Origin of the sequence: Denitrobaculum tricleocarpae (assembly GCF_007004665.1) — a bacterium.
Classification (GTDB): domain Bacteria; phylum Pseudomonadota; class Alphaproteobacteria; order Kiloniellales; family Kiloniellaceae; genus Denitrobaculum; species Denitrobaculum tricleocarpae.
Genome location: NZ_ML660053.1, coordinates 698083 through 719865 on the forward strand (window position 1 = coordinate 698083; position 21783 = coordinate 719865).

Sequence of the window (21783 nt, forward strand, 5' to 3'; positions counted from 1 at the left end):
GGGGCTAAGGCTCTCAAAAATAGTTCGACGGATTCATGCGTCCGTGCAGAATACGGATTACGGCAATCCCATAGCCGGTTGGCGTGGATTCTGTGCGAGCCGAGCAAAGGCCTCTACGAGTTCGTCGGGATAGCGATTGGCTTGCTCAAACCCTCGGACCTCAAATGTGCGAAGTCAGATCTGTTCCAGGTCGCCTTCCGCCTCCGGCGAAAGCCGGAACTCAGCGGGCCTTTCGGTCATGCCTGTCGGTCATTTTGTCTTTGAATTCATTGGCGTCGAAAGCACGCGGTTCGCCGCTTTCTTCACCCCTGATCGATTCAGCCCGGATCGCGGCAACGTCCAGTTGCCGGGCCTGATCCCGCCGGATCAGGTCGCGGATAGCCTCTCTTCCGCCCTTGCGACCCATGCCGGAATTATCGGGACCGCCAAACGGGGCTTTGGCAAGTGCCGCAAAGAAAGTTTTCACGCCGTCCATGCGGTGTCTTCGTCCATCGGATAGTTCGGGCGCGGCAGATGCGTGAGCGGCCAGCGTTCATGGACCGGCGACGTCAGGCCGCCCGTGTCAACTTCGAAGACCTCGCTCGGAGGGAACCAGTTGGAAAAGCCGGCCCGGAAGTGACCTCGGGATTTGACGACGACTGTCCGTGCAGACGCGATGTCCAGTCCGAACATGTGGAAGAACACCGGGTCAGCGGTCTGCGTGCGATCGGTAATGACGACGACGGTGATACCGCCGATGCGAAGCGCGGCGGACGGTCCGAGAGCTAGCCGTCGCCCTGCCGTCATGCCCCGTTCGCCGACCACATCCCCGTCATGTAGCGCCAGGACCTCTGCGTCGGCCTCGAAGGGCAGATCCCATTTCCCCCAGGAAAGCGTCGTATCGCAGGTGCGGTTAAAGCGCGCCTTGAAGCGGTTGCCGACACCGACGCGCTGCGCTTCGCTCGCAAGCTCTGGGTCGCAGAAAGACCCGAAAAGACAGTTTGAGACGCCAGCCGCGTGAAGTGCCGCCAATAGCTCTGTCGTCCGACCACTTCCGCCGCCGCCGGGATTGTCGCCTGCATCAGAGAAAATCACGGGCGGCCGGTCTTGGCCCGATTCTTGGCCCGGAGCCTGACCCGAAGAAATCGCCACGGCTTCCTCGACGGAGGTCAGTTGCCGAACAAAATCCTTGCGCAGGGACCAGGCCTTGTCGGCCAACTCAACCGCCAGAGCCTTGGCGGCGTGCTCGTCTTCACGCGCTGTGACAACAATGCTCAGGCCATTATCGGGTGTGTCCGAGAAAAGGAAATTGCCAAAGACAGACACGTTGAGGACCTCACCCCGATACTCGGCCTGTCTTCGTTGGCCGAGGTCGATCAAGGTGCCATAAGGATGTTCTGCGCTTAAGAGTGTGACCGATGCCGGTACGAGAGGCAGTCTGACATGCGCGATCTTGGGTCGAACGCCTGACGCTAATATCCGTCGAAGCGAAAAGGCGGTTTCCTCTCCGCGTTCAATTTGATCCACATGAGGATTCGTTCTGTAGCCGACGATCAGGTCACAAGCCTCGACCATACGTTGAGAGATGTTCGCGTGCAGATCAAGCGTTGCGGCGATCGGGACATCCGGCCCGACAACGCCGCGTATGCGTGACATCAACAAACCGTCGGGGTCATGGTCGTGTTCGGCCACCATCGCACCGTGATTGCAAATGTAGACCGCATCAACCGGACCAGCCGCACGCAGCATATCTTCCGACGTCGCGATCACCTCTTCGATAACGGCCTTGCGCACCGGACCTGCCGGATGGCTGGCTGCTAACATGCACGGCACAGGCATCCAGTCTCCCGTGGCATCCATCGCGCGGACAAAGGCAGCGAATTCTGTCGCAAGCTTCGGGGTCGTGGCGCGGGCCTCGGACAGCAAAGCATCGCCGGCGAGCCAGGTCAGCGACGTGAAGTCGACCAACTCGGCCGGGGGTGCAAAGCGATTTGACTCGAGAATTGCACCAAGAAGGGCGATTTTCGGACGTGTCATGCGTGAGCCCTTTGGAAGTGGTGCGCAAAGTGAGGAAACATGAGCAGATGTAGAGGGTCAAGAGCTTATGCGGCCCTTCAAACCCTAGTGTGGTGGATTTGAAGTTCCTATCATTTTTTCAGCAGGCACCTCATAGGAACTTCAAATCTGCAGACCACACTAGCTCAATAGGTTAGCTAGTATCCTGATCGATTCTGAAGTTCGAACGAACTCGAAACAAATGATACGAACTTCAGAATCGGGACACTAGGCGCCAAAGGCTGCTTCGTCCGCATTGCCAAATTCGGTGTATCTCGCGGCAAGTGTTACTCAAATCCGCGCTAGTGGTGACACATTGGCCTAAGTCTTCGTCGTAAACCGGTGTGTTAACGGCGCGATGGCAGATAGAACACGTTCCGTATCCAGGGTCATCTGTGCCTATCCACGGCCATCCCATTAGACCTGACTCGCAGGTTTAGACCCCGACGAGTTTATCGCGGCCATCTCCCGCCGAGCTTTGCAAGCCTGAGCAACGCGTTCTGCCGCTATGACTCAATTTGGCAATTTCCTTTGAACCCTTCGGGGCCCGCCGACGACTAAGGGGGATTGTGTACTTAAATATTTTGAACGGAAGGATTTTTGGAATGGCGACAAAGTTTGGATCGGTTTGGGCTCAGTGGGTCGGCTGGCTTGGCGCGGAGAATGCTACGTTCACACATCAGGTAAATCCGAACAACAGGTCTGTGACGATCACATCCGGCATCACCCTGCGCAGCGCAGGCAACGGTTGGGTAGAAGCCGGGGTTTTTCAGATTGTCTCTGATGGTCAATTCGAGGAGTTCGATCCGCCTGTTCCGAGCATTTCACGCGACAACGTGACCCAGATCGTCTTTATGACGCGCGCCAGTGGCTGCTGGGTCCGTGCAAGTCATGAAATCACTTATTGGAATTGAGGAGTGCGTTATGGACATTAAGAGCATCGAGTTTCAAACCACTGACGTGGTCGTGGCCTACGACAGCGAAACCGGCGACGTCCTTCACGTTCACCAGGTTTCAGACGAGGTGGTGGACGGAAAGCGCCACAGCAATGACCGCGGCGCGTTGGAAGCTGAGCGTGACCTGGTCGCGGAGCTTGCGCGAAAGCAATTCCCAGGCCGGACGGTCAAAGTTCTGACGGCCGGGCCGGATGCAGTGCCGAAACCCGGCATGCGCCAGCGCGTGGACGTCAGCGCGGAACGTGTCCTCGAAGAAATCGATCCCCGTCCGCGGCGCATCATCGAGCCGGCAGGCAGCCGGTAACATCAGTGTATCGCCGGGTGTTCTGGGTTTGAGCCTCGGGCCGGCGTCCGGCCCGGTTCTAACGGGGAGTTTTAGCTTTGCTTCGGCTTGATCGAGAGCGGTTATCTTCCGGCCCGTTTTTTTGGTGACCCCTCGCGCCTGACATGACTTAACCCGGGGCTGGTCTTGGTTTATGCGCGTCCTGTCTGTAGGTTACGTCCAAACTTCGCCCAACAAGACCAGTTGTTCCAATGATTCAGTCTATCCTCATTACAGGCGGTGGTTCCGGGATCGGTGCCGCACTTGCAACCGCCCTTGCCGGACGCAACTGCCGCGTGATCGTGTCAGGGCGGCGGCAGGCGGCGTTGGAGGCCGTCGCAAGTCAATCACCGCTCATCACCTCCTGTCCGGCGGACGTGACAAAGGAGGATGACCGGGCGGCGCTGGTCGATGCCTTGTCCAAACTCCCGGCGCCGCGTGCGGTCTTTCACGGTGCGGGCTATTTCCAGCTCGGCCGGCTCGACAGCCTGTCAGCCTCGGACTGGCAGTCTTCGTTCGAAACGAACGTGACGGCGCGCTGGGCCCTGTCCACGCAATGCGCTCCGTATCTGGGCGGTGGCCGTGTTCTGTTTATCGGATCGGACTCAGGGAGGCATTTACGAGTAGGCGCCGCCGCGTACTCTATCGCTCAATCGGCCTCCGAAACCCTTCGCCGCGGATTCCAGGCTGAATGGGCAGATCGCGATACAGCTGTCGGAGCCTTCAAGCCAGGTCTTGTCGATACGGAAATGGTGCGCGGTTTTCTGGCGACGCCGGAAGCCGAGTTTCCGGCCAGGTCGGCATTTCAAAGCTATATCGATCAAGGTGAATTCTCGACGGCGGAGAGAGTCGCCGCCTTCGCGGCCTGGCTGTTGCTCGAGGTCGAGACCCCCCGCTTTACCGCCACGGAATGGGACATCCGCGATAGCGGCCATCACGCGGAATGGCTGGAGGGCCGGTAGTCGAGTTGAACGCGATCCGCCGCCGACAGCATCAGATTTGAACCGAGCCTCGGGGGAGACCGGCTGCCGACCGTGATCGGACCTTATCGTCTGCGGTGCCGGTTTAGCAATTCACGCAATATTAAATAACTCTCCTTATCCATTAGATATGGAAAAAGACATTGGCTTCGATCCGGTTGCAGATGCAGTTGCGGTTCTCTCTGAACTGGAGCTCATCTATTTCATTCCTGTTTTCATCCTGTTCGCGATTATGTTTCTGACCGGCACGTTCAAACGGCGGCTGCCAAGACGGTACAGATGGCAAGCCGGCAAGGGCTTTGTTCCCTTGGATGTAAAGGCCAGGTTCGAGTCTTTAACGGCAGACCAAAAAGAAAAACTGGGAAAGCAGTTCGATGACCAAAATATCTGACGGACCACTGTGTTTGTGGGCAGGCAATGGCCGTTTTGGATCCTAAAACCTATAGGGTTTAGGTCATTCATCAGAGTCGCTTCGTCCGCCACAGCCGTTGTGGGTGAGACCGGGGCAACTCAATCTGACCCCCACACCCATCGCTCTTTTAAGCCAAGAGCATCAATCGACTTCTTCCATGGCATTCCGGCCGGGTCGGTCAGATCGAAGACCGCCGCAAAGTCAGAGTCGCCAGTCCCATCCCCATCAGAATGGTACCGCTGACCCGTTTGAACCATGCGACGATGGCGCGGCTGCGGATTACACCTCCCATCCGGCCGGCCAAGCAGGCATAGAAAAACGCATTCAACCAGGCCAGACAGGTGAAGGTCGCGATGGCTGCCGCAAATTGCGGCAGGAGTGGCGCGGCGGTGCTGATGAATTGCGGTACAAACGCGATGAAGAAGGCAATGGGTTTTGGGTTCAGGGCCGTCACGCCAAAGCACTGACGAAACGCGCGCAATGTGTCGATGCGAGATGCAGTCTGCTTCTGGCGCAAGCTTACATCTCGCGCAGACCGGAAGGTGCGGAGACCCAGCCAGATAAGGTAAGCCGCGCCGACCCATTTGAACACTGTGAAAACCTCTGCCGAGGCCATCATCAAGGCACCCAGACCGGCAAGCGACACTGTCATCGCTGCCATATCTCCCAAGGCGACACCGGACGCGGCAATCGGCGCAATTCGTGGACCGTTCGACAGGCCGAGTGTGATGACGAGAAGTATGGTTGGCCCAATCGGGAAAATCAGAAACGCGACCGATGCTGCGGTGAAGGCGAGCCAGGTTTCAAATTCCATTCTTCACGCTCCTAAGACTACAGTTGCTGCGAACCGCAAAACGGACTCACTCGCGCCCGCCATTGGATGGGGTTGGCCAGCGGTGACCAGCCGTGACAATAGCAGATCCAACACGATCCCGAACAGATGGGCGACAGCAGATATTCGGCCAATCAAGCTTAAGCACGTTGGGGTTCGCTCAGATCCAAGTCTGTGTGCAACCCTTCCTGGCCCGACCGGCAAAATTTGGCCTGACTCTAATTGAGAATAACTGATCAGCAGCGCGGTTTCGGTGATGGGTTATGGTCTTATTTTGCCGGACGCAGAAGGACTGACCGACATGGCCACCAGTCCCAGCAGCACCGCGAATGACATTAGAGGCCAGGCGGCAGCGAAGAAGACCTCTGAACCGCTCATGGGATAGGCAAGGGATATCTCCTGGAGCACGTCACAAGCTGAATATCCCCATGCGAGAATTTCGAAGCTCAGCCGGGACGAAAACCAGGCTTGCCAGACGAGGACTGGGAGAAGAGGTATGATGAAGAGGACGATTATACGTTCTCTCTTGCTCGCCCTCATGGCTGCTAGCGCCGCGAAAAAGAGCGCGGCAGAGATAACAACGCCATAAAGACGATCGGCATCGCCCTGGGTGCAGGTGCCTGCGAAGCGCGACAGGATCGTGTTGCCGGCACCCGCGTAGAAAGCGACGATTGATAGAAGCAGGCAGAAGAGCGTACCTCAGCTTAGAGGTCTAGGTGCCGAACGTCACCGGAAGAAAAGCTCTGTGTTTGCTGTGTGCTCGCATACTTTTACAAGCTGGAGATTTAAAAAGGTGACAAATGCACCCAAAGCATAACGGCAACAAGCACAATTAACGCCACGTATAACACTGAGTCCTTTGACTTCATTTCCCTGCCGATCTTTAGAAACAGCCACATTGGGCCCTGTCACCTAAACGGTGACGTTCGATGTTTTTCTCTCTTTTAAATATCAGCTTCAGCTGATTCAGAATAGTACCTTGAAGAAACCCCGCCGTTGATTCAGAACGCAACTAAGCGGGGTCAATGAGCAGAGGCAGGTCCAAATCTGTGCGCCATGGATCTCGGTCCGACGCATAATTTCGAGTCTGAACGTAAACACAGTTAGGTGCAAGGCGCCACGTCTCCCAACAAGACCATCACTTGGCCGCAAATCCATCGTCCTTGCAGCGACAAAAAAGTGAATTCCATCCGAGCCAGAAAACGTCTTTGCTGGCGGCGCGCGCCCGCAGCCTCCATAAAGGTGTCGGAAGCCGGATGCCGCCGCGCTGTTTGTAGCGCGCAACCCGCAAAGGACGAGACGCAATTGAACAGACCGGACACGCCAGGCTTTGCGCCGATCAGCAGGGCCTACAACAGGGTCTTCAAGCCGGGGCGTCTCAGCCTCGGGCTCGTTGCCCCGCTCGAGGCCTATATGATCGAAGAGATGCCGACGCTGGAACGCCATATAGAGCGGGTCAAACTGGCGGAAGAGCTGGGGTTCTCGGCGATCTGGCTGCGCGACATTCCCTTCAGCGTGCCGTCTTTCGGCGACGTCGGGCAGATTTACGACCCCTTTGTTTACCTCGGGGCCCTGGCGGCCTGCACGGAGCGGATCGGCCTGGGGGTTGCGAGCGTGATCCTGCCTCTGCGCCATCCGGCGCACGTGGCCAAGGCGGCGGCTTCGGCGGATCTTTTGTCGGGCGGGCGGGTTCTGCTCGGCGTGGCCTCCGGCGACCGGCCGGAAGAATATCCGGCGCTCAATATGGATTATGACGAACGTGGCGCGCGCTTCCGGGACAGCGTGAACTACATGCGGGCCGCCTTCGAGACCAATCCCCGTTTCGAGGGTCTGCATGGCCGGCTCAACGGGTATATGGATATGCTGCCGAAACCGGTCGCCGGGCGTATTCCCATGCTGATCACGGGGGGCTGTCAGCAAACGCCTGAGTGGGTTGCCGAACAGGGCGACGGCTGGATGACCTATCCGCGCAATCCCGACGTCCAGGGCAGCATGGTCGCGGAATACCGCCAGCGCGTCCTGGATGGCGGCGGGACGGACAAACCGGTGATGCAATCGCTCTACGTCGATGTTCTCGCAAAGCCGGATGCCCCAGCGCGCCCGATCCATTTGGGGTTTAGCGCAGGGACTGGTTTCCTGCTGCAATATCTGCGCGAGGTGGAAAGCCTCGGCGTGAACCACGTAGCGCTGAACCTGCGCTTCAACAACGCCGACATTGAAACGACCCTCAAGCGTATCGCGGAAGAGCTGCTGCCTGAATTTTCACAGTGACCGATGCCTGTCAGATCGCGCCGTGAGCGCCCAGGACGCTGGCGCCGATGGTCACGACGCTTACTGCGAGCAAGACACGATGCAGGGTGAGCATCAGGGCGAAGGTTTCGTTCGGCATGGCGCGCGCCTTTTCATGAAACCAGCGGTGCAGGAAGAGGGGCTCGGCAATGAAAAGGATGAAGGTAAAGAGAGTCCACACGGCGAGCATGGCGTGCATCCACCAGTAGGCCGGGTCGGCGAAGCGGTCCCAGGCCTCCAGGCGGTAGGTCATATAGAAGCCGCTCGCCCCGGCAATGAGGGTCGAGATCCTGGCCTGGAAGGCGAAGCGTCCCTCGATCATCTCGAAGAGCGCTAGCCGCTCCGTTGCCGGAACCGCGCGCAGGAGGCCCGGCAGCAGGACGAGCGTGACGAGGGAGACACCGCCGATCCAATGTACAAGTGCGAGGATATGAAGGGCGCGGGCAATGGTCAGGTCATCCATGATGCCGCTGATCATAAAGCTCGGGGGACTTCTGTCACGGCCACCTATTATGGCGCGCCGATCTGCCGCAGCGTGAAGGAAGGCGCCGCGGAGCATGGACTGCTCTCTGTAGCCGTTAGTGGTTCAGGATCTTGCCGAGGAAGTCCTGCGCGCGCTCGCTTTCCGGGTGGTCGAAGAACTGGTCGGTCACGCGATCCTCGACGATCCTGCCGTCATCCATGAAGACAACCCGGTCCGCCACCTTCCGGGCGAAGCCCATCTCGTGGGTCACCACCATCATGGTCATGCCGTCCTGGGCAAGCTCGACCATCACGTCGAGCACCTCGTTGATCATTTCGGGATCGAGCGCGGAGGTCGGTTCGTCAAACAGCATCGCGATGGGATCCATTGCCAGCGCCCGGCTGATGGCCACCCGCTGTTGCTGACCGCCGGAGAGCTGGCCGGGGTGTTTCTCGATATGAGGCAAAAGGCCCACACGGTCGATCAGCGCCTCAGCCTTGGCATTGGCCTCGTCGCGCGACCTGCGCAATACCTTTTCCTGGGCAAGGCAGAGATTCTCGCGGACGCTCATGTGCGGATAAAGCTCGAAGTGCTGAAACACCATTCCGATGCGCGCGCGCAGTTTGGTCAGGTTGGTGCTCTTGTCCGTGACCTCGATGCCTTCGACATTGATGCTGCCCTTTTGTACCGGCTCAAGCCCGTTGACGCATTTTATCAGCGTGGATTTTCCGGAGCCGGACGGACCGCAAACCACGACGACTTCGCCCTTCTCGACGGCGGTCGTGCAGTCGGCAAGAACCTGGAAGCTGCCATACCATTTCGAGATATCCGTGATCGTGATCATGCGGTTTTCGCCTTTTGAAGATGCCGGACGAGGAGGGAGCCGGCGAAGCAGATAACGAAGTAGACCAGGGCCGCGAAGACATACATTTCCGCCAGGCGCCCCTCGGTCCGGGCGACGATGGAAGAGACGGTCATGAAATCGCGCAGGCTGACGACGAAGACGAGGCTGGTGTCCTGAAACAGGATGATGCCCTGTGTCACAAGAATCGGGATCATGTTGCGGAACGCTTGCGGCAGCACGACGTAGCGTTGGATTTGCCAGTAGCTGAGCCCCGTCGCCTGCCCGGCGTGGACCTGTCCCTTGCGGATGGACTGAATGCCGGCCCGGATAATCTCGGAGTAATAGGCGGCCTCGAACATCACAAAGGCGATCAGCGCGGAGTAGAACCCGCCGATGGGCCGTCCCAGGGCCAAAGGCACCAGGAAATAGAACCAGAAGATCACCAGAATCAGAGGGACCGAGCGGATCAGGTTCACATAGGCGGCAGCGAAAAGCGAAAGAGGCGCGAAACCCGATAGCCGCATCAGTGCGAGCACCGTGCCCAGAATGATACCGCCCACGATGGCCAGCAGGGTCAGGAAGAGGGAGAGCTGCAGGCCCTGCCAGAGGAAGGGCAGATTGTCCGCGATAACGGAAAGGTCGAAATCGCTCATGCGTCAGGCCTTTCCGACGAAACCCGGGATCCGGGTGTGTTTCTCGAGCAGTTGAGCGATCAGCGTCGCGCCCAGGGCAATGACCACATAGATGACGGTGGCGGCCGTGAAGGCCTCGAAGCCCTGGAATGTGTATTCCGCGATCTGCTGGCTTTGGGCTGTGAGTTCCAGAAGACCGATGGTCAGGGCCAATGACGAATTCTTGAAGATGGTCAGGAACTCGGAGGTCATGGGCGGAACGATCAGGCGGAAGGAGATCGGCAGCAGCACGTAGCGGTAGGTCTGCGCCGTTGAAAAGCCGTTGGCGTAGGCGGCGTTCGTCAGCCCGCTGCCCACGGCATTGATACCGGCGCGCACCTGTTCGGCGACCCGGCTTGCGGTGTAAAGTCCCAGTCCGATGACAGCCGTCACGTATTCCGGGTTGGGCAGATCGCGCTTCAGCCAGCGGCCCATGTCGTCGGGCACGATTTCCGGCACCACGAAGTACCAGAGAAACAGCTGGACCAGCAGCGGTACGTTGCGAAAGAGCTCGACATAGGCCGTACAGATGAATGCGACGGGTTTGGAGGGCAGGGTCCGTCCGACACCCACGAGAACCCCGACAGCCAAAGCCAGAACCCAGGCCACGAGCGCGACCGCGAAGGTCCAGCCGACACCGGATATCAGCCAGCCCAGGTATTCCTCCTCGAAGAGGACCGACCAGTTCCAGTTATAGTTCATATGGAAGTTTCCCTGTTGAAGTTGCCGGGACCCCGATTCTCTGCGGAGCCCCGGCGTCGCGGGAGACGCTTAGTTCGGCAAAGCGTTGAGTTTGAAGGCTGCCTTGAGCAGGTCGGTCTGTTCAACGCCCAGGGGGCCAAACCATTTGGCGTAGATTTCGTCGATCTCTCCCGAGCGGAAAACCTCGGCCATTGCCTTCTTGCCGATCAGTTCAAATGCGCTGTCGTCGCGCCGCACCATGATGGCGTAGGGATCGAAGGACAGGAAATCGCCGACCACGGCGAAATCATCCGGGGACTTGGATTTGTTGATCAGACCGAACAGCAGGATGTGGTCTGTGGAGTAGGCGTCGACCCGATCGGTTTCCAGGGACAGCATGCCCTCGGCATGATCGCGCACCGGCAGAATTTTCACGTCGAGGCCCAGCTCTTTTACGGCGGCTTTGACTGCACGCTCGTTTGTCGTTCCTTGAGCCAGCGCAATCGCCTTGCCGCCCAGATCCGCAACCGAATTGATGCCCGAGCCCTTGCGCACCATCAGCTTGGTGCCGGTGATGAAGGTGGTCGGCAGGTATTCAACCTGTTCCTGGCGCGTCAGGTTGTTGGTGGTGGATCCGCACTCCAGGTCAATGGTGCCATTGGCCATGAGCGCAATCCTGGTCTTGGGGTTGACCGGCACGTATTTGATCGAGAGTTCCTTGCCCAGCTCGGCGGAAACCGCATCCACGATCTTCATGCAAAGGTCCATGGAATAGCCGATCGGTTTCTGATTTTCATCCAGATAGGCAAAGGGAACGGAGCTCTCGCGATGGCCGATGACGATTTCGCCGGCGGCATCGATTTTCTCCAGGGTGCCACCATGCCCGTCGGCGGCAACGGGACCGGCCAAGGAAAAGGTCAGTGCCGTCGCCAGGATGGCTTTAAGCAGCTTCGTGGGTTTAAGCAGTTTCATGGGTTTAAGCAGTTTCATGCTGAAGTCCTCCTTGTTGAACGTCTGGTGCCGTTATTGCTTTTGATAGCCAGGCAGATTGAAGATCTCCGGATATCCGAAGAGGGCGGCACTGCCGCCCGTGTGCAGGAACGCGATGTTTTCCATGCCGTCGAAGGTGCCTTGGCGAACCTGATCGATCAGGCCGTCCAGTCCTTTGCCCGAGTAAACGGGGTCGAACAGCAGCCCTTCCAGCCGGGCCAGCAGCAGGAGCGCGTCGCGCATGCCGTCGGTTGGGAGGCCGTAGCCCGCGCCCACGTAGTCGCAGTTCGCGCGCACCGAGGCGCGGTCGATCTCGACCCCCATGCCCAGATAATCCATGGTTTTGCAGGCGAGGTCGTAGACCATCTCTTCCTGCTTTTCCCGGGGTGCGCGCACGCCGATGCCCAGCAGATGGATGTCACTGGCAAGCGCCGCCAGACCGGCGACAAGCCCGGCCTGCGTACCCGAACTGCCGGTGGCATGCACCAGCGCGTCGATTTTCACACCCATGGCCTGCGCCTGCTCGGTGAGTTCGGCGGCGCAGTTCACGTAACCCAGGGCCCCGACGCGGTTCGAGCCGCCGCCCGGGATGATGTAAGGCTTCCTGCCGCCGGATTGCAGCGCGGCAGCGAGAGTGTCCATTTCGGCGCTCATATCGGCACCGCCCGGTCGCCTGGCAATGGATGCGCCATGAAGCTGGTTCAGCAGGACGTTGCCGTTGAGATTGTATTCGGGGACGTCCGAGCCCGTGCGGTCCTCCAGCAGGATATGACACTCCATGCCCAGTTTCGCTGAAGCCGCCGCGGTCTGACGGGCATGATTGGACTGGGTGGCGCCTTGCGTGATGATCGTGTCGGCGCCAAGTTTCTGCGCCTCCGCCATCAGGAATTCCAGCTTGCGGGTTTTGTTGCCGCCGGAGGATAGCCCGGTGCAATCGTCACGCTTGATCCAGATGCGCGGCCCGCCGAGCGCTTCGCTCAGGCGATCCATTGGTTCCAGCGGCGTCGGCAGGTGGCCCAATGGAACGCGCGGAAATTTCTCAAGCGCGCGCTTCAGGAGTGGAAGATGTTCGGTCGCGTCTCTCGTCTCTGCCACCGCCGGCGTATTCATGAAAGAGATCTCCTTTGACATATTTGTACTTAGGCTAGGGCGAAAAAAGCGAGATTGATAATGCCGATATTGCAGACTGCTCATACTTAAAGTATGTCTGAGGCATGGATACACGATTGCTTGAAGATGCGCTGATACTCCTGGAAGAGCGCAATCTGACCGCCGCCGCCGTGCGCCGGAACATGACCCAACCGGCGTTTTCACGCCGCATTCGCGCGCTGGAACACTGGATCGGGCAGGATCTTCTGGTCCGTGGGGCCAACCGCGTGGAACTGTCTCCGCTCTTGGCAAAGAGCGAGCCGCAGATCCGCGCACTGCTCGGGCATCTCCGTCAACTGCACGGCCATCTGAAGAAGCCGGAGGGGCAGGGGGAGCCGCTGGTCCTGGTCGCGCAGCATTCGCTCTCGGCGTCCGCGGTGCCGGAGATCATCCAGAAGGCCAACGCCAAGGATATGAGATGGCAGGTGCGCCTGCGCACGCAGAATCAGGATACCGCCATGTCCATGTTCCTGCGCCATGAAGCGGATGTGATGGTGAGTTACGAGTACCGGGAGCTACCACAGGTGCCCTTTGACGATACGGTTGCGCGATGCGTGTGGCGCAGGGACGCGCTTGTGCCCGTGGTCGGGGGTGCCCTGCGTCACCAGTTGTTGGACGACAACATTCTGCCCGAGCATGTGCCTTGCATCGTCTACCCGGCCGAGAGTTTCCTTGGCCAGATCGTCTCTCTCCATCATCGCGGCGCGGCGCGCATACTCGATGGCCCGATCGCCGTGGAGAGCGCCTTTTCCGTTGGCGTTGCTCGGATGGTGACAGCCGGTGTCGGTGCCGCCTGGGTGCCTCATTCGCTGATTCACGACGAAATCATTTCGGGGGAGGCGGTGATCCTTTCGTCAGATTACCGGCGTATTCCGATGGACATCACACTCTATGTGCATGCCTCCAACAGGAAGGCGCGGCAGTTTCAGGACTGTCTGGAGGCCGAGGCCTGAGGCCTGATTCCCATGCCGGAACGCCTGGCCGGGTTTTTCTTCGCGTGTCGCGCGACTCCCTACGGCACGTTTGTAGCCAGTGGTGTCAAAAAGACATTGTTGTTTGACTCGGCCTTCGCTCCGGGGGAATTTGAATGCATAAAAAGTATAGAGCTTGTAAGTCCTTAGGGGAGAGAAAATGATTAAATCACTTAAACTGGCGGTGGCTGCGCTGGCGCTCGTAACCAGCCCGGCATTGGCGGAATATCCGGAACGCGAAGTTCTGGGTGTTGTGATGTGGGGGGCCGGCGGCGCAACGGACACCGTGGCGCGCGCGGTCAACCCGGCGGCGGAAGAAGCGCTCGGAAAGCCCATCGTCGTCCTGAACAAATCCGGCGGCGCCGGGGCCATCTCGACGGCCTTCGTGAATGCCGCACCGGCGGACGGCTACACCTTCCTCTACGGCGCGGAAAATCCTCAGCTGCATGGCGTCATGGGCGTCTCGGACATCGATTACAGTGACATGTATCCGATCAATATACTGGGGCGCGGTGTGGCGGTCATCGCGGTTGCGGCGGACTCCAAGTACCAGACGCTGTCCGAGCTGCTGGACGACATCAAGGCCAACCCCGGTCAGGTGAAGATGGGCTCGACAGGCCCCGGCGGCCTGCCTTCGACCATCGGCGCGCTCGTCTCCAACGCAACCGACTTCGATGTCACCGCTATCCCCTTCGGTGGCGAGGGTCCCGGCCTGACCGCCATGCTCGGCGGCGAGGTCGACTTCATGCCCTCCGGCATCTCGGCCGCCGCAGAGCAGATCAAGGCGGGCAAGATGCGCGCGCTCGCGGTCGTGAACCCGGAGCCGGTGGACACCCTGCCGGATGTTCCGGCGATCACCGATACCCTTCCGGAGATGGCGAAGTTTCTGCCCTGGGGCCCGTTCTACGGCGTCTTCGTGCGCGCGGACGTGCCTGACGATGTGAAGGCAAAGCTGACCGAGGTCTTCGCGACCGCGGCCACAGACAAGACCTTCCTGGACCTCATGGCCAATCGCGGCAATGTGGTGATGAACATGGGCGGGCAGGAGGCCGTCGACTTTCTCGCGAAGTGGCAGCAGGTGACGGTCTGGGCGTTGCAGGATACCGGCGCCGCGAAGGTCAGCCCGGAAGAACTCGGCATTTCGCGCCCTTAGTGTGATGCTCCGGCCCACGCGCGCCGTGGGCCGGACGACTTTCCGATGGAGACTTCAAATCAACTTCGCCCCGGGGAGCGGCTCTTCGCGCTGCTCCTTGTCCTGGTCGCAGGCTTCGTCTTTGCCGAGGCCCATGCAATCTCGGGATTCAGGGGCCTGACCACGGGCGGCGTGATGCCCATGCTTGCCGCCGGGGTCATGCTGCTCAGCAGCCTGCTGATTCTCGCCGATACCCTGCGCAAACCCCGAAACGGCAGTGGAATTCAAGCCCTGATCGCTTACCTGCTGCCCCTGCGGGTCGTGCTCTTCGCGGGGCTCGTCACGGTCTATGCGGCTTTGATCCCGGGTCTCGGATTCCTCGCCGCGTCCGGAGCCTTCCTCTTCGTCGCGATCTGGGGGCTCTGGCGGCGCGGCCCGGTATTGGCCGCTGCGCTCTCGACGCTTTCAATCCTGGCCATCTATCTGCTGTTCCGCGTCGTCTTTCAGGTTGTTCTTCCCCTGGGAAGCCTCTGGCAGACGGGGAAGCTTTGGTCATGATGGAGACCCTCGGTTTCTTCGCGACCTCCTGGCTCGATCCGGGACTGCTGTTTCTGACGGCGGTCGGAACGCTGGCGGGGATCTACGTAGGGGCGATCCCGGGACTGTCGGTGACCATGGCCACTTCCATCCTGATCTCTTTTACCTTCAAGTGGGATGTGAACGAAGCGCTGGCGCTCATCGCCGGCGTTTACGTGGGCGGCGTCTACGGCGGGGCGCGGACCGCGATCCTCCTGAACATCCCCGGCGCACCCAGCGCCATCGCGACGGCCCTCGATGGCTATCCCCTGGCGAAGAAGGGATTGGCCGGTGAAGCCATCGGCCTTTCCACCGTCATGTCCGTCATCGGGGGCCTGATCGGGGTTCTGGCGCTCGCCCTCGCGGCGCCTCTGATCGCGGACTTCGCCATCAAGTTTACCTCCCGGGACTACATGCTGCTGGGGATCATCGGGATCCTGCTGGTCGGCACACTGTCCGGCGAGAGCTTTGCCAAGGGGGCTTTCGCGGGCGCGCTCGGCGTGATGATCGGCATGATCGGGCTCGATCCCATGACCGCCGAAGCCAGGTTTACCTACGGCTCGATCAATCTCATGGGCGGCATTCCCTTCGTGGTCGCCATGATCGGCTTCTTCGGTGTCGCCGAAGCTCTGGTGCAGCTGGAGCATGTGGCCAGGACGCCGATCAAGCAGGCCGTGACCCGCATCGTGCCCTCCTGGCCGGACGTCCGGCGGTATCTTGTTCTAGGTCTCAAGTCTTCGGGCCTCGGCACCCTGATCGGTGCGCTTCCGGGCACGGGCGGAGATATCGCGGCGCTGCTGGCCTACGATCAGGCGAAGCGCAGCACCAAGAACCCCGAAGTTCCCTTCGGCGAAGGAGCGAAGGAAGGTTTGATTGCGCCGGAGACCGCGAACAACGCGGCGGTCGGCGGCGCTTTCGTGCCCATGCTCACCCTGGGGATCCCGGGCGATGCCGTGACGGCGATCATCATCGGGGCGCTCTTCATCCACGGCCTCAAGCCCGGCCCGCTGCTGCTGACCGACACGCCGCATCTCTTTTGGTTTATCGTCGGCAACCTGACCCTGGCGAACCTCTTCCTTCTGGTCTTCGGTCTGACCGGCATTCGCATCTTCACCAAGGTCGTTGAATGCCCGCGCGCGATCCTGATTCCCCTGATCGTGGTCTTGTCGGCGGTCGGGGCCTACGCCATCCAGAACAATCCGATCCATATCACCTGGGCGCTCGCGTTCGGGGTGGTGGGATACCTGCTGAAGCGCTACGGCTTTCAGGTCGGCCCGGTCATACTAGGCGTTATCCTGGGACCGCTGATCGACGCCAACTACCGCCGCGCCATGATCGGCGCACGTGAGGATGTCGGACAGTTCTTCACCGACCTGATCAGTCATCCCATCTCCCTGGTGCTGAGCTGCACCCTGATTTTCATGCTGGTCACCCAGTTGCCGTTTTACAAACGACGGCGCAGGTAGCGATTGCGTGCGAGCCCGGGGCATGAATTCATGCCCTAACCCTCCGCACGCAATCGCTTGGCGATCAAAGGCCTGTCATGGGGATCGGTGGCTCACCCGTCAGGCCTATGCCTTTGCGCACGGCATCGGCGTTGGGAGAGACGCCGAGAAAGCCGTTCATGGCCGCATAGTATTGCCCCATGTGTTCGCTCAGCAGCAGGCCGATGTGCTTGCCATTCACCTCGGTGTTCGCGGCGAGTTCCGCCAGCACCGCGACCCACGTCGTCACGATCGCACCGGCGGCAGCCAGCCTCTGTGTCGTGACGTCCGTGATCATCGGATTGAAATCAGCGCAGGCATCGATGACGACGTAGACTTCATAACCGTCGCGCAATGCCGAGATGGCCGGAAAGGCCGCGCAGACCTCCGTTGCGAGACCCGAAATGACCAGTTTCTTGCGGCCCGTCGCTTCAACCGCCTGGCGCGATGTGTCGTCGTTCCAGAAATTGACCACGGGGCGGTCGATGACATCGACGTCCGGAAACAAGGCCTTCAGTTCAGGCATTGTCGGCCCGTTCGGGCCCATCGGCCAGCTCGTTCCCATGATGACCGGAATATCGAAGGCGCGGGCCGTCTTTGCATGGCCGAGGATGTTGTTTTTGAGCTGCATGGGATCGATGGAGGAGAGGAACTGCATCAAACCGACCTGATGGTCGATCATGAGGAAGGCACAATTGTCGGGTGTCAGTTCAGATGCCGGCAACGTCATTTGTTTCTCCGAATGTACTGAAAGTGGAAGCCAAGATACGCCGCGTGCGGTTGCGTTTTCCTGGGCGCACCTGATAAATAGAGTGTTCCAACTTTGAAGGTAGATACGAAAACCGGGATGCAATATTGACGAGAATGGAATGCTGATTTCGGATATGACAGACGTGCGCATCCTGGTCGAGCTTGCGCGCGGATACAGCTTTGCCGAGGCCGGCAGACGGATCGGGCTACCGGCTGCGACGCTGAGCAGACGCGTCGCCCGCATGGAAGGGGACGCCGGCCTGCGTCTCTTCGAGCGCTCGACGCGGCATGTGACGATCACCGAAGCGGGCCGGATCGCAATCGACCACGCAACCCAGATTTTAAACGAGGCGAAAGCGGTAGACCATTCCCTGGAGGCGATGCGGGGCGTGCCCGCGGGCCGGGTTCGCGTCACTGCACCGATTATCCTGGGGCAGACGCTGATGGGGCCGATCGCGGCACAGTACATCGCGAAGTTTCCGCTCTGTGATTTGACGCTGACCCTCGAAAACCGACGCGTCGATCTCTTTGAGGAGAACTATGATATTGCTATTCGTGTTGGTGACCCCGGATTGGGCGATCTGACCAAGCGCACGGTGGGAGAGGTCGAAAGTGCGCTCTATCAGGGCGTTCGCAAATCTGATCACACGCCTTTATCCATCGATGACCTGGAAGGCCTGCCCATCGGACTGCTCCGATCGGATGATTTGAGCGAGTCGATGCTGACCCTGTCGGCGAGTGGCCAAAAAGACAGGAAGATCCCGATCCGGCCACGGCTTGTTTCACTCTCGCCGCCAATTCTTCTGGAGGCCGCGTTGCAGAGCGACCTGATCGTCATGCTTCCTCGAATGAATGTCCGCAAGGAACTGGAGAGCGGACGGCTGGAGCGCATCTGCGCGCCATGGGTAACTCATCATGCGCCGGTGAACATTCTTTTCAAGTCGCGCCATCTGATGCGTCCCGCGGTGCGCAGTTTTATCGATTTCGTCACCGAGCCTCTTATGACGGCTCTTGCGGAGAGTGGCGAGGACGTCATTAGCCTGGGCGAGAGCCACCCTTAACTTGCGCTTCATCGCACCCGGTTTCCGACCGCGGGGTCAGGTCAAGGAGCTGATCGCTGCCTTGATGAGGGTTTCAACCATCGGCCGTCTGTCCAGTGACCGCCGTGCGATGGACGTGTCCAGGGACAATCCGGTGCTTTGCGCGTTCAGACAGGATTCCGTCTTTTCAAAAGGTGTCGGGTAATCCGCGGTCGTTGCGAATGGACCGAAGCCCGCGCGTGACAGGATGATCGCGCCGAGCATGGTATCGGCCTCTGCGGCCGGATATTCGCCATTGCCCTCATTGGACTGGCGCGCGAGCACGCCCATCAGCACGGGGGCTTCGGCACGGGGATAGGCGACAAGGGGTCTGCGGTTCATCGGATCCGGATCACCATCGAAAATCGACATTGGCGTCGACAGCAACAGCGTCTCGGAGAGACCCGGCGCATGGAGGGGCGGGTGGAGAAAGGCGATATCGACCATGCCCTGCTCAAGCCGCTTTTCCAGACCCGCGGTCGTGCCTTCGTAAAGCTTGATCCGGGCGTGGGGGTGTTCCTGACGAAACGCAATCAGCGTGGGTATGACGACCTGGTAGGCAGCGACCTGGGTCATTCCGATCCTGAGCGTCTGGCCCAGACCGGCCTGCGCGTTGCGTGCCGAGCGTGTGGTCTCCTCGGCGGCGGTGATGACCCGTTCCGCGCCCTCGACGAACTGCTCGCCCGCGGGCGTGACCGTGACGCCGCCGCGGTCTCTGTCGAAGAGCCGGACGCCAAGTTCTTCTTCTACGCGGCGCAGCCGCGATGATAAAGCCGGTTGTGTGACGTTCATCCGCCTCGCGGCACGCCCGAAGTGCGCTTCTTCCGCGATAGCGATGACGCTTTCATAGTCGTTGAGCGTGAACATTCGATAACCACCGTTTATCAAACTTATCATTCTGGAATATCGTAAAGAGCTCCGATTGATCGAATTTATGTCCGGTAGGGCGCAAATCAAGCGCCTCAGTCCCGGAACAAAGGAGATCATCTTGAAGACTCTGCTTGCCACACTGGCCGTCTCAACCGCGCTTCTTGCCCCCGCGTCCGCGCAAGAAGCAGGATCGCGCGATGCGCGCGGTCAGCTCGATTTCGAAGGCCGTTACATCGTCTCCGTCCAAGATGCGGACATGGTCTCCTCGGCTTACGTCAATGGCCAGCTTGGTCCGCGCGAGGGCAGGGACACACTCGCTGTGATTCCGCTCGACGGCGATCCGCGTGACTGGACCGCGTCCGAAGTCTTCGCCTCAAATTCCGTTGCCGGCCCGCCGGCGGCCGTTGACATCACGCCCGACGGCCGTCTCGCCTTTGTAGTGGAAACCTTCACCCCACGACCGGACGACGACGATCCGCACAGTTTCAGCGACAAGTCCATCGGCTCGACCCTTACGGTCGTGAGCCTTGCTAACCCGACTGCACCTGAGGTGCGGGATAGATTGAAGATCGGGGATCGTCCACTTGCGGTTCGTGTGAACACGACAGGCGACATTCTGGCGATCAGCTACGCCTTCGAGGGCGGCTCCGGCGGCCAGACGCCGATGCAGCTTTTCCGTATCAACGCGGACGGCACTTTGAGTGATCCGGTCTCCCCCACCATCGAGGGCTATCCCCTGGGCGAAGACAACATTATGGATATGGACTGGCACCCCGAAGAAAACCTCCTCGCCATCATCGATCAGTTCGGCAACTCCATGCGCTTTGCCCGTGTCACTGATGACCTCGCCGTTGAGCCCTTCGGCAACGTCGTCGACATCGACCGCGCGCCCTACCGCGTCATGTTCACGCCTGACGGCTCCCATGTGGTGGCCAACGCGCTCTATTGGGGGCCGGATATCGCCGGCAGGTGGATTGAAGCGCCTCGCGGGCAGGTGGTGACCGTGCGTATGAACGCGGAAGTCAGTGACGACGGCGCGGTGCGCCATGCGCTGGTCGATCGCGTGATGACGGGCGTCTCGCCGGAAGGTCTGGCGGTCTCACCCGATGGCCGATGGGTCGCGACGACCAACCTCGAGCGCAGCTACCTGCCTTACGATGATCCCCGCATCACCTGGTATTCCTCCGTGACGCTGGCGGCGCTCGATCAGGAAACCGGCGATCTGACCGAGATCGGCACCTTCAACTATGATGGTATTCTGCCGGAGGCCGCGGTTTTCGACAATTCCGGCAACTATCTCGCAGTCGCCAACTACGACCATTTCGATGATCGTGTGGCGGGGTCGTCCATCGACTTCTGGCGCATCCAGGCGGACCCGCTGGACCCCGGCAACACGCAGCTTATCAAAACCGAGCACTCCGTCCCGGTCGCGCGCGGTGCGCACTCGATGGTGATTGCGCGCTAAGAAGGTGTGCCGCCCGGATCGCGTTAGAACTCAACGGGCGGCGGCCTTTTTCCGACCACGGATGGAATAGGTGTCCGAGTTTGACGCGCAGAGCGGCGCGCTCAATCCGCTCGAGGCAACAAACCCTCGCCGGTTTTGGGATCATGCCGGGACCGGCGAGGGTCTGCTTGGAGCTCAAGGCATGAGTCTGATAAACGGCGGACGTGCCGCACAGGCCCGGCGCGTTCGGTAAAGCCGCCGTTCAAGCTGCTGCGCACTTGCTGCCGACATGAAGTGGGGGTTAGTGTCATCACTATGGGGTATCACTTCACCGGAGTCTTCTCGCGGTCGCATCAAATCAGGCAGTCTGCTTTGATGACTGACCATGTGTTTCGTGAGCTGGAGGTCCCGTTCAAGGGCAGCGGCATCCTGACACCTGAGATGACGCCGAGCTTCGATGAAGCGCTCAGCTATCTGAAAAGCCTTGGAGCATCCGAGCACGACTGGATGTTTATCGACTATTCGACCTGGGCCGGACCCGTTGAGTATCTACTTGCATTCGGCGTACGCGATAATGAGGTGTTCGGGCCCTTTGAAGGCGAGGATGAAGATGGGGAAGAGGCTTATCTTGTCGCGATGAATGCGTTCGGCCTTTCAGAAAAGGATGCCGTTGCTTTTGCTCCATTTGCGCGTGGTTTCTGGGGTGCGCTCTGAGCTGATCGTGACGACCGGAGACGACATCCGTTTGGCTTGATCTGGATGGCTGCAGCCGCAACGCGTCAAGCAAGTCTATGGGCGTCGCTCGAAGACTATGTTTATCTGCTCGTCGCCATCCCACAACTACGAAGCAGAGC

General features: G+C 59.9%; 24 protein-coding genes. 13 read left to right on the forward strand and 11 right to left on the reverse strand.

Annotated features, from left to right (window positions below; all coding sequences use genetic code 11):
• Nucleotides 1-220: 220 nt before the first annotated feature.
• Both FKG95_RS08085 and FKG95_RS08090 read right to left on the reverse strand, forming a co-directional pair.
• Nucleotides 221-475, reverse strand: a complete 255-nt coding sequence (locus FKG95_RS08085; protein ID WP_142895801.1) for a ribbon-helix-helix domain-containing protein — start codon at nucleotides 473-475, stop codon at nucleotides 221-223.
• Complete coding sequence (locus FKG95_RS08090) at nucleotides 463-2016, reverse strand: M81 family metallopeptidase (protein ID WP_142895802.1); 1554 nt, start codon at nucleotides 2014-2016, stop codon at nucleotides 463-465. Before FKG95_RS08090 ends, FKG95_RS08085 begins: the two co-directional genes overlap by 13 nt.
• A gap of 623 nt (nucleotides 2017-2639) precedes the next feature.
• On the opposite strand from FKG95_RS08090, the gene FKG95_RS08095 reads away from it, so the two are divergent.
• The 4 genes from FKG95_RS08095 (at nucleotide 2640) to FKG95_RS08110 (ending at nucleotide 4683) form a co-directional block, all read left to right on the forward strand.
• The gene (locus FKG95_RS08095) at nucleotides 2640-2948 is read left to right on the forward strand and encodes a hypothetical protein (protein WP_142895803.1); all 309 of its coding nucleotides are present in this window, start codon (nucleotides 2640-2642) and stop codon (nucleotides 2946-2948) included.
• A 10-nt stretch (nucleotides 2949-2958) separates the two neighbouring features.
• Nucleotides 2959-3294 (forward strand): hypothetical protein, encoded by a 336-nt coding sequence (locus FKG95_RS08100; RefSeq protein WP_142895804.1) that lies wholly within the window; start codon nucleotides 2959-2961, stop codon nucleotides 3292-3294.
• 230 nt (nucleotides 3295-3524) lie between these two features.
• Nucleotides 3525-4274 carry an SDR family NAD(P)-dependent oxidoreductase gene (locus FKG95_RS08105; protein WP_142895805.1) on the forward strand — a complete coding sequence of 250 codons (750 nt, stop codon included), beginning with the start codon at nucleotides 3525-3527 and terminating at the stop codon, nucleotides 4272-4274.
• A gap of 148 nt (nucleotides 4275-4422) precedes the next feature.
• On the forward strand, nucleotides 4423-4683 hold the full coding sequence (locus tag FKG95_RS08110; RefSeq protein WP_142895806.1) for a hypothetical protein: 261 nt from the start codon (nucleotides 4423-4425) through the stop codon (nucleotides 4681-4683).
• Between the two features lie 199 nt (nucleotides 4684-4882).
• On the opposite strand, the gene FKG95_RS08115 is transcribed toward FKG95_RS08110, so the two are convergent.
• The gene (locus FKG95_RS08115) at nucleotides 4883-5518 is read right to left on the reverse strand and encodes a LysE family translocator (RefSeq protein ID WP_142895807.1); all 636 of its coding nucleotides are present in this window, start codon (nucleotides 5516-5518) and stop codon (nucleotides 4883-4885) included.
• 1323 nt (nucleotides 5519-6841) lie between these two features.
• Here FKG95_RS08115 and FKG95_RS08120 point away from each other — a divergent pair.
• On the forward strand, nucleotides 6842-7807 hold the full coding sequence (locus FKG95_RS08120) for an LLM class oxidoreductase (protein ID WP_142895808.1): 966 nt from the start codon (nucleotides 6842-6844) through the stop codon (nucleotides 7805-7807).
• 10 nt (nucleotides 7808-7817) lie between these two features.
• On the opposite strand, the gene FKG95_RS08125 is transcribed toward FKG95_RS08120, so the two are convergent.
• The 6 genes from FKG95_RS08125 to cuyA all read right to left on the reverse strand — a co-directional run bounded on the left by FKG95_RS08125 (nucleotide 7818) and on the right by cuyA (nucleotide 12584).
• Nucleotides 7818-8303, reverse strand: a complete 486-nt coding sequence (locus FKG95_RS08125; RefSeq protein WP_246116720.1) for a hypothetical protein — start codon at nucleotides 8301-8303, stop codon at nucleotides 7818-7820.
• A gap of 100 nt (nucleotides 8304-8403) precedes the next feature.
• A complete protein-coding gene (locus FKG95_RS08130; RefSeq protein ID WP_142895809.1) occupies nucleotides 8404-9132 on the reverse strand; it encodes an amino acid ABC transporter ATP-binding protein in 729 nt (242 codons plus the stop codon).
• Entirely contained in the window at nucleotides 9129-9785 is a 657-nt protein-coding gene (locus FKG95_RS08135; RefSeq protein WP_142895810.1) for an amino acid ABC transporter permease, read from the reverse strand. Before FKG95_RS08135 ends, FKG95_RS08130 begins: the two co-directional genes overlap by 4 nt.
• Before the next feature lie 3 nt (nucleotides 9786-9788).
• On the reverse strand, nucleotides 9789-10505 hold the full coding sequence (locus FKG95_RS08140; protein WP_142895811.1) for an amino acid ABC transporter permease: 717 nt from the start codon (nucleotides 10503-10505) through the stop codon (nucleotides 9789-9791).
• 69 nt (nucleotides 10506-10574) lie between these two features.
• Nucleotides 10575-11474: an amino acid ABC transporter substrate-binding protein gene (locus tag FKG95_RS08145; protein ID WP_218940111.1), complete on the reverse strand. Its 900-nt coding sequence runs from the start codon at nucleotides 11472-11474 to the stop codon at nucleotides 10575-10577.
• Between the two features lie 33 nt (nucleotides 11475-11507).
• Nucleotides 11508-12584, reverse strand: a complete 1077-nt coding sequence (cuyA, locus tag FKG95_RS08150) for a D-cysteate sulfo-lyase (protein WP_218940112.1) — start codon at nucleotides 12582-12584, stop codon at nucleotides 11508-11510.
• Between the two features lie 104 nt (nucleotides 12585-12688).
• Between cuyA and FKG95_RS08155 the strand changes: the two genes are divergently transcribed.
• From FKG95_RS08155 to FKG95_RS08170, 4 genes are all read left to right on the forward strand, one after another.
• Nucleotides 12689-13576, forward strand: a complete 888-nt coding sequence (locus FKG95_RS08155) for a LysR substrate-binding domain-containing protein (protein WP_142895813.1) — start codon at nucleotides 12689-12691, stop codon at nucleotides 13574-13576.
• 178 nt (nucleotides 13577-13754) lie between these two features.
• Nucleotides 13755-14747, forward strand: a complete 993-nt coding sequence (locus FKG95_RS08160; protein ID WP_179953981.1) for a tripartite tricarboxylate transporter substrate binding protein — start codon at nucleotides 13755-13757, stop codon at nucleotides 14745-14747.
• Nucleotides 14748-14792: 45 nt separating this feature from the next.
• Nucleotides 14793-15284 (forward strand): tripartite tricarboxylate transporter TctB family protein, encoded by a 492-nt coding sequence (locus tag FKG95_RS08165; protein ID WP_142895814.1) that lies wholly within the window; start codon nucleotides 14793-14795, stop codon nucleotides 15282-15284.
• The gene (locus FKG95_RS08170) at nucleotides 15281-16768 is read left to right on the forward strand and encodes a tripartite tricarboxylate transporter permease (RefSeq protein ID WP_142895815.1); all 1488 of its coding nucleotides are present in this window, start codon (nucleotides 15281-15283) and stop codon (nucleotides 16766-16768) included. Before FKG95_RS08165 ends, FKG95_RS08170 begins: the two co-directional genes overlap by 4 nt.
• Nucleotides 16769-16832: 64 nt before the next feature.
• Here the strand turns inward: FKG95_RS08170 and FKG95_RS08175 are convergent, their stop codons facing one another.
• Nucleotides 16833-17516, reverse strand: a complete 684-nt coding sequence (locus FKG95_RS08175) for a hydrolase (RefSeq protein ID WP_179953982.1) — start codon at nucleotides 17514-17516, stop codon at nucleotides 16833-16835.
• Between the two features lie 139 nt (nucleotides 17517-17655).
• Here FKG95_RS08175 and FKG95_RS08180 point away from each other — a divergent pair, with 139 nt between their 5' ends.
• Nucleotides 17656-18597 carry a LysR substrate-binding domain-containing protein gene (locus FKG95_RS08180; protein ID WP_142895817.1) on the forward strand — a complete coding sequence of 314 codons (942 nt, stop codon included), beginning with the start codon at nucleotides 17656-17658 and terminating at the stop codon, nucleotides 18595-18597.
• Nucleotides 18598-18633: 36 nt separating this feature from the next.
• Here FKG95_RS08180 and FKG95_RS08185 read toward each other — a convergent pair whose 3' ends face one another.
• Nucleotides 18634-19482, reverse strand: coding sequence for a LysR family transcriptional regulator (locus FKG95_RS08185; RefSeq protein ID WP_179953983.1), 849 nt, complete (start codon nucleotides 19480-19482; stop codon nucleotides 18634-18636).
• 121 nt (nucleotides 19483-19603) lie between these two features.
• Here FKG95_RS08185 and FKG95_RS08190 point away from each other — a divergent pair, with 121 nt between their 5' ends.
• From FKG95_RS08190 to FKG95_RS08195, 3 genes are all read left to right on the forward strand, one after another.
• Nucleotides 19604-20950: a lactonase family protein gene (locus FKG95_RS08190; RefSeq protein ID WP_218940113.1), complete on the forward strand. Its 1347-nt coding sequence runs from the start codon at nucleotides 19604-19606 to the stop codon at nucleotides 20948-20950.
• A gap of 70 nt (nucleotides 20951-21020) precedes the next feature.
• Nucleotides 21021-21182, forward strand: coding sequence for a hypothetical protein (locus tag FKG95_RS29560; protein ID WP_179953984.1), 162 nt, complete (start codon nucleotides 21021-21023; stop codon nucleotides 21180-21182).
• 122 nt (nucleotides 21183-21304) lie between these two features.
• Nucleotides 21305-21643: a hypothetical protein gene (locus tag FKG95_RS08195; protein WP_142895820.1), complete on the forward strand. Its 339-nt coding sequence runs from the start codon at nucleotides 21305-21307 to the stop codon at nucleotides 21641-21643.
• Nucleotides 21644-21783: the final 140 nt, after the last annotated feature.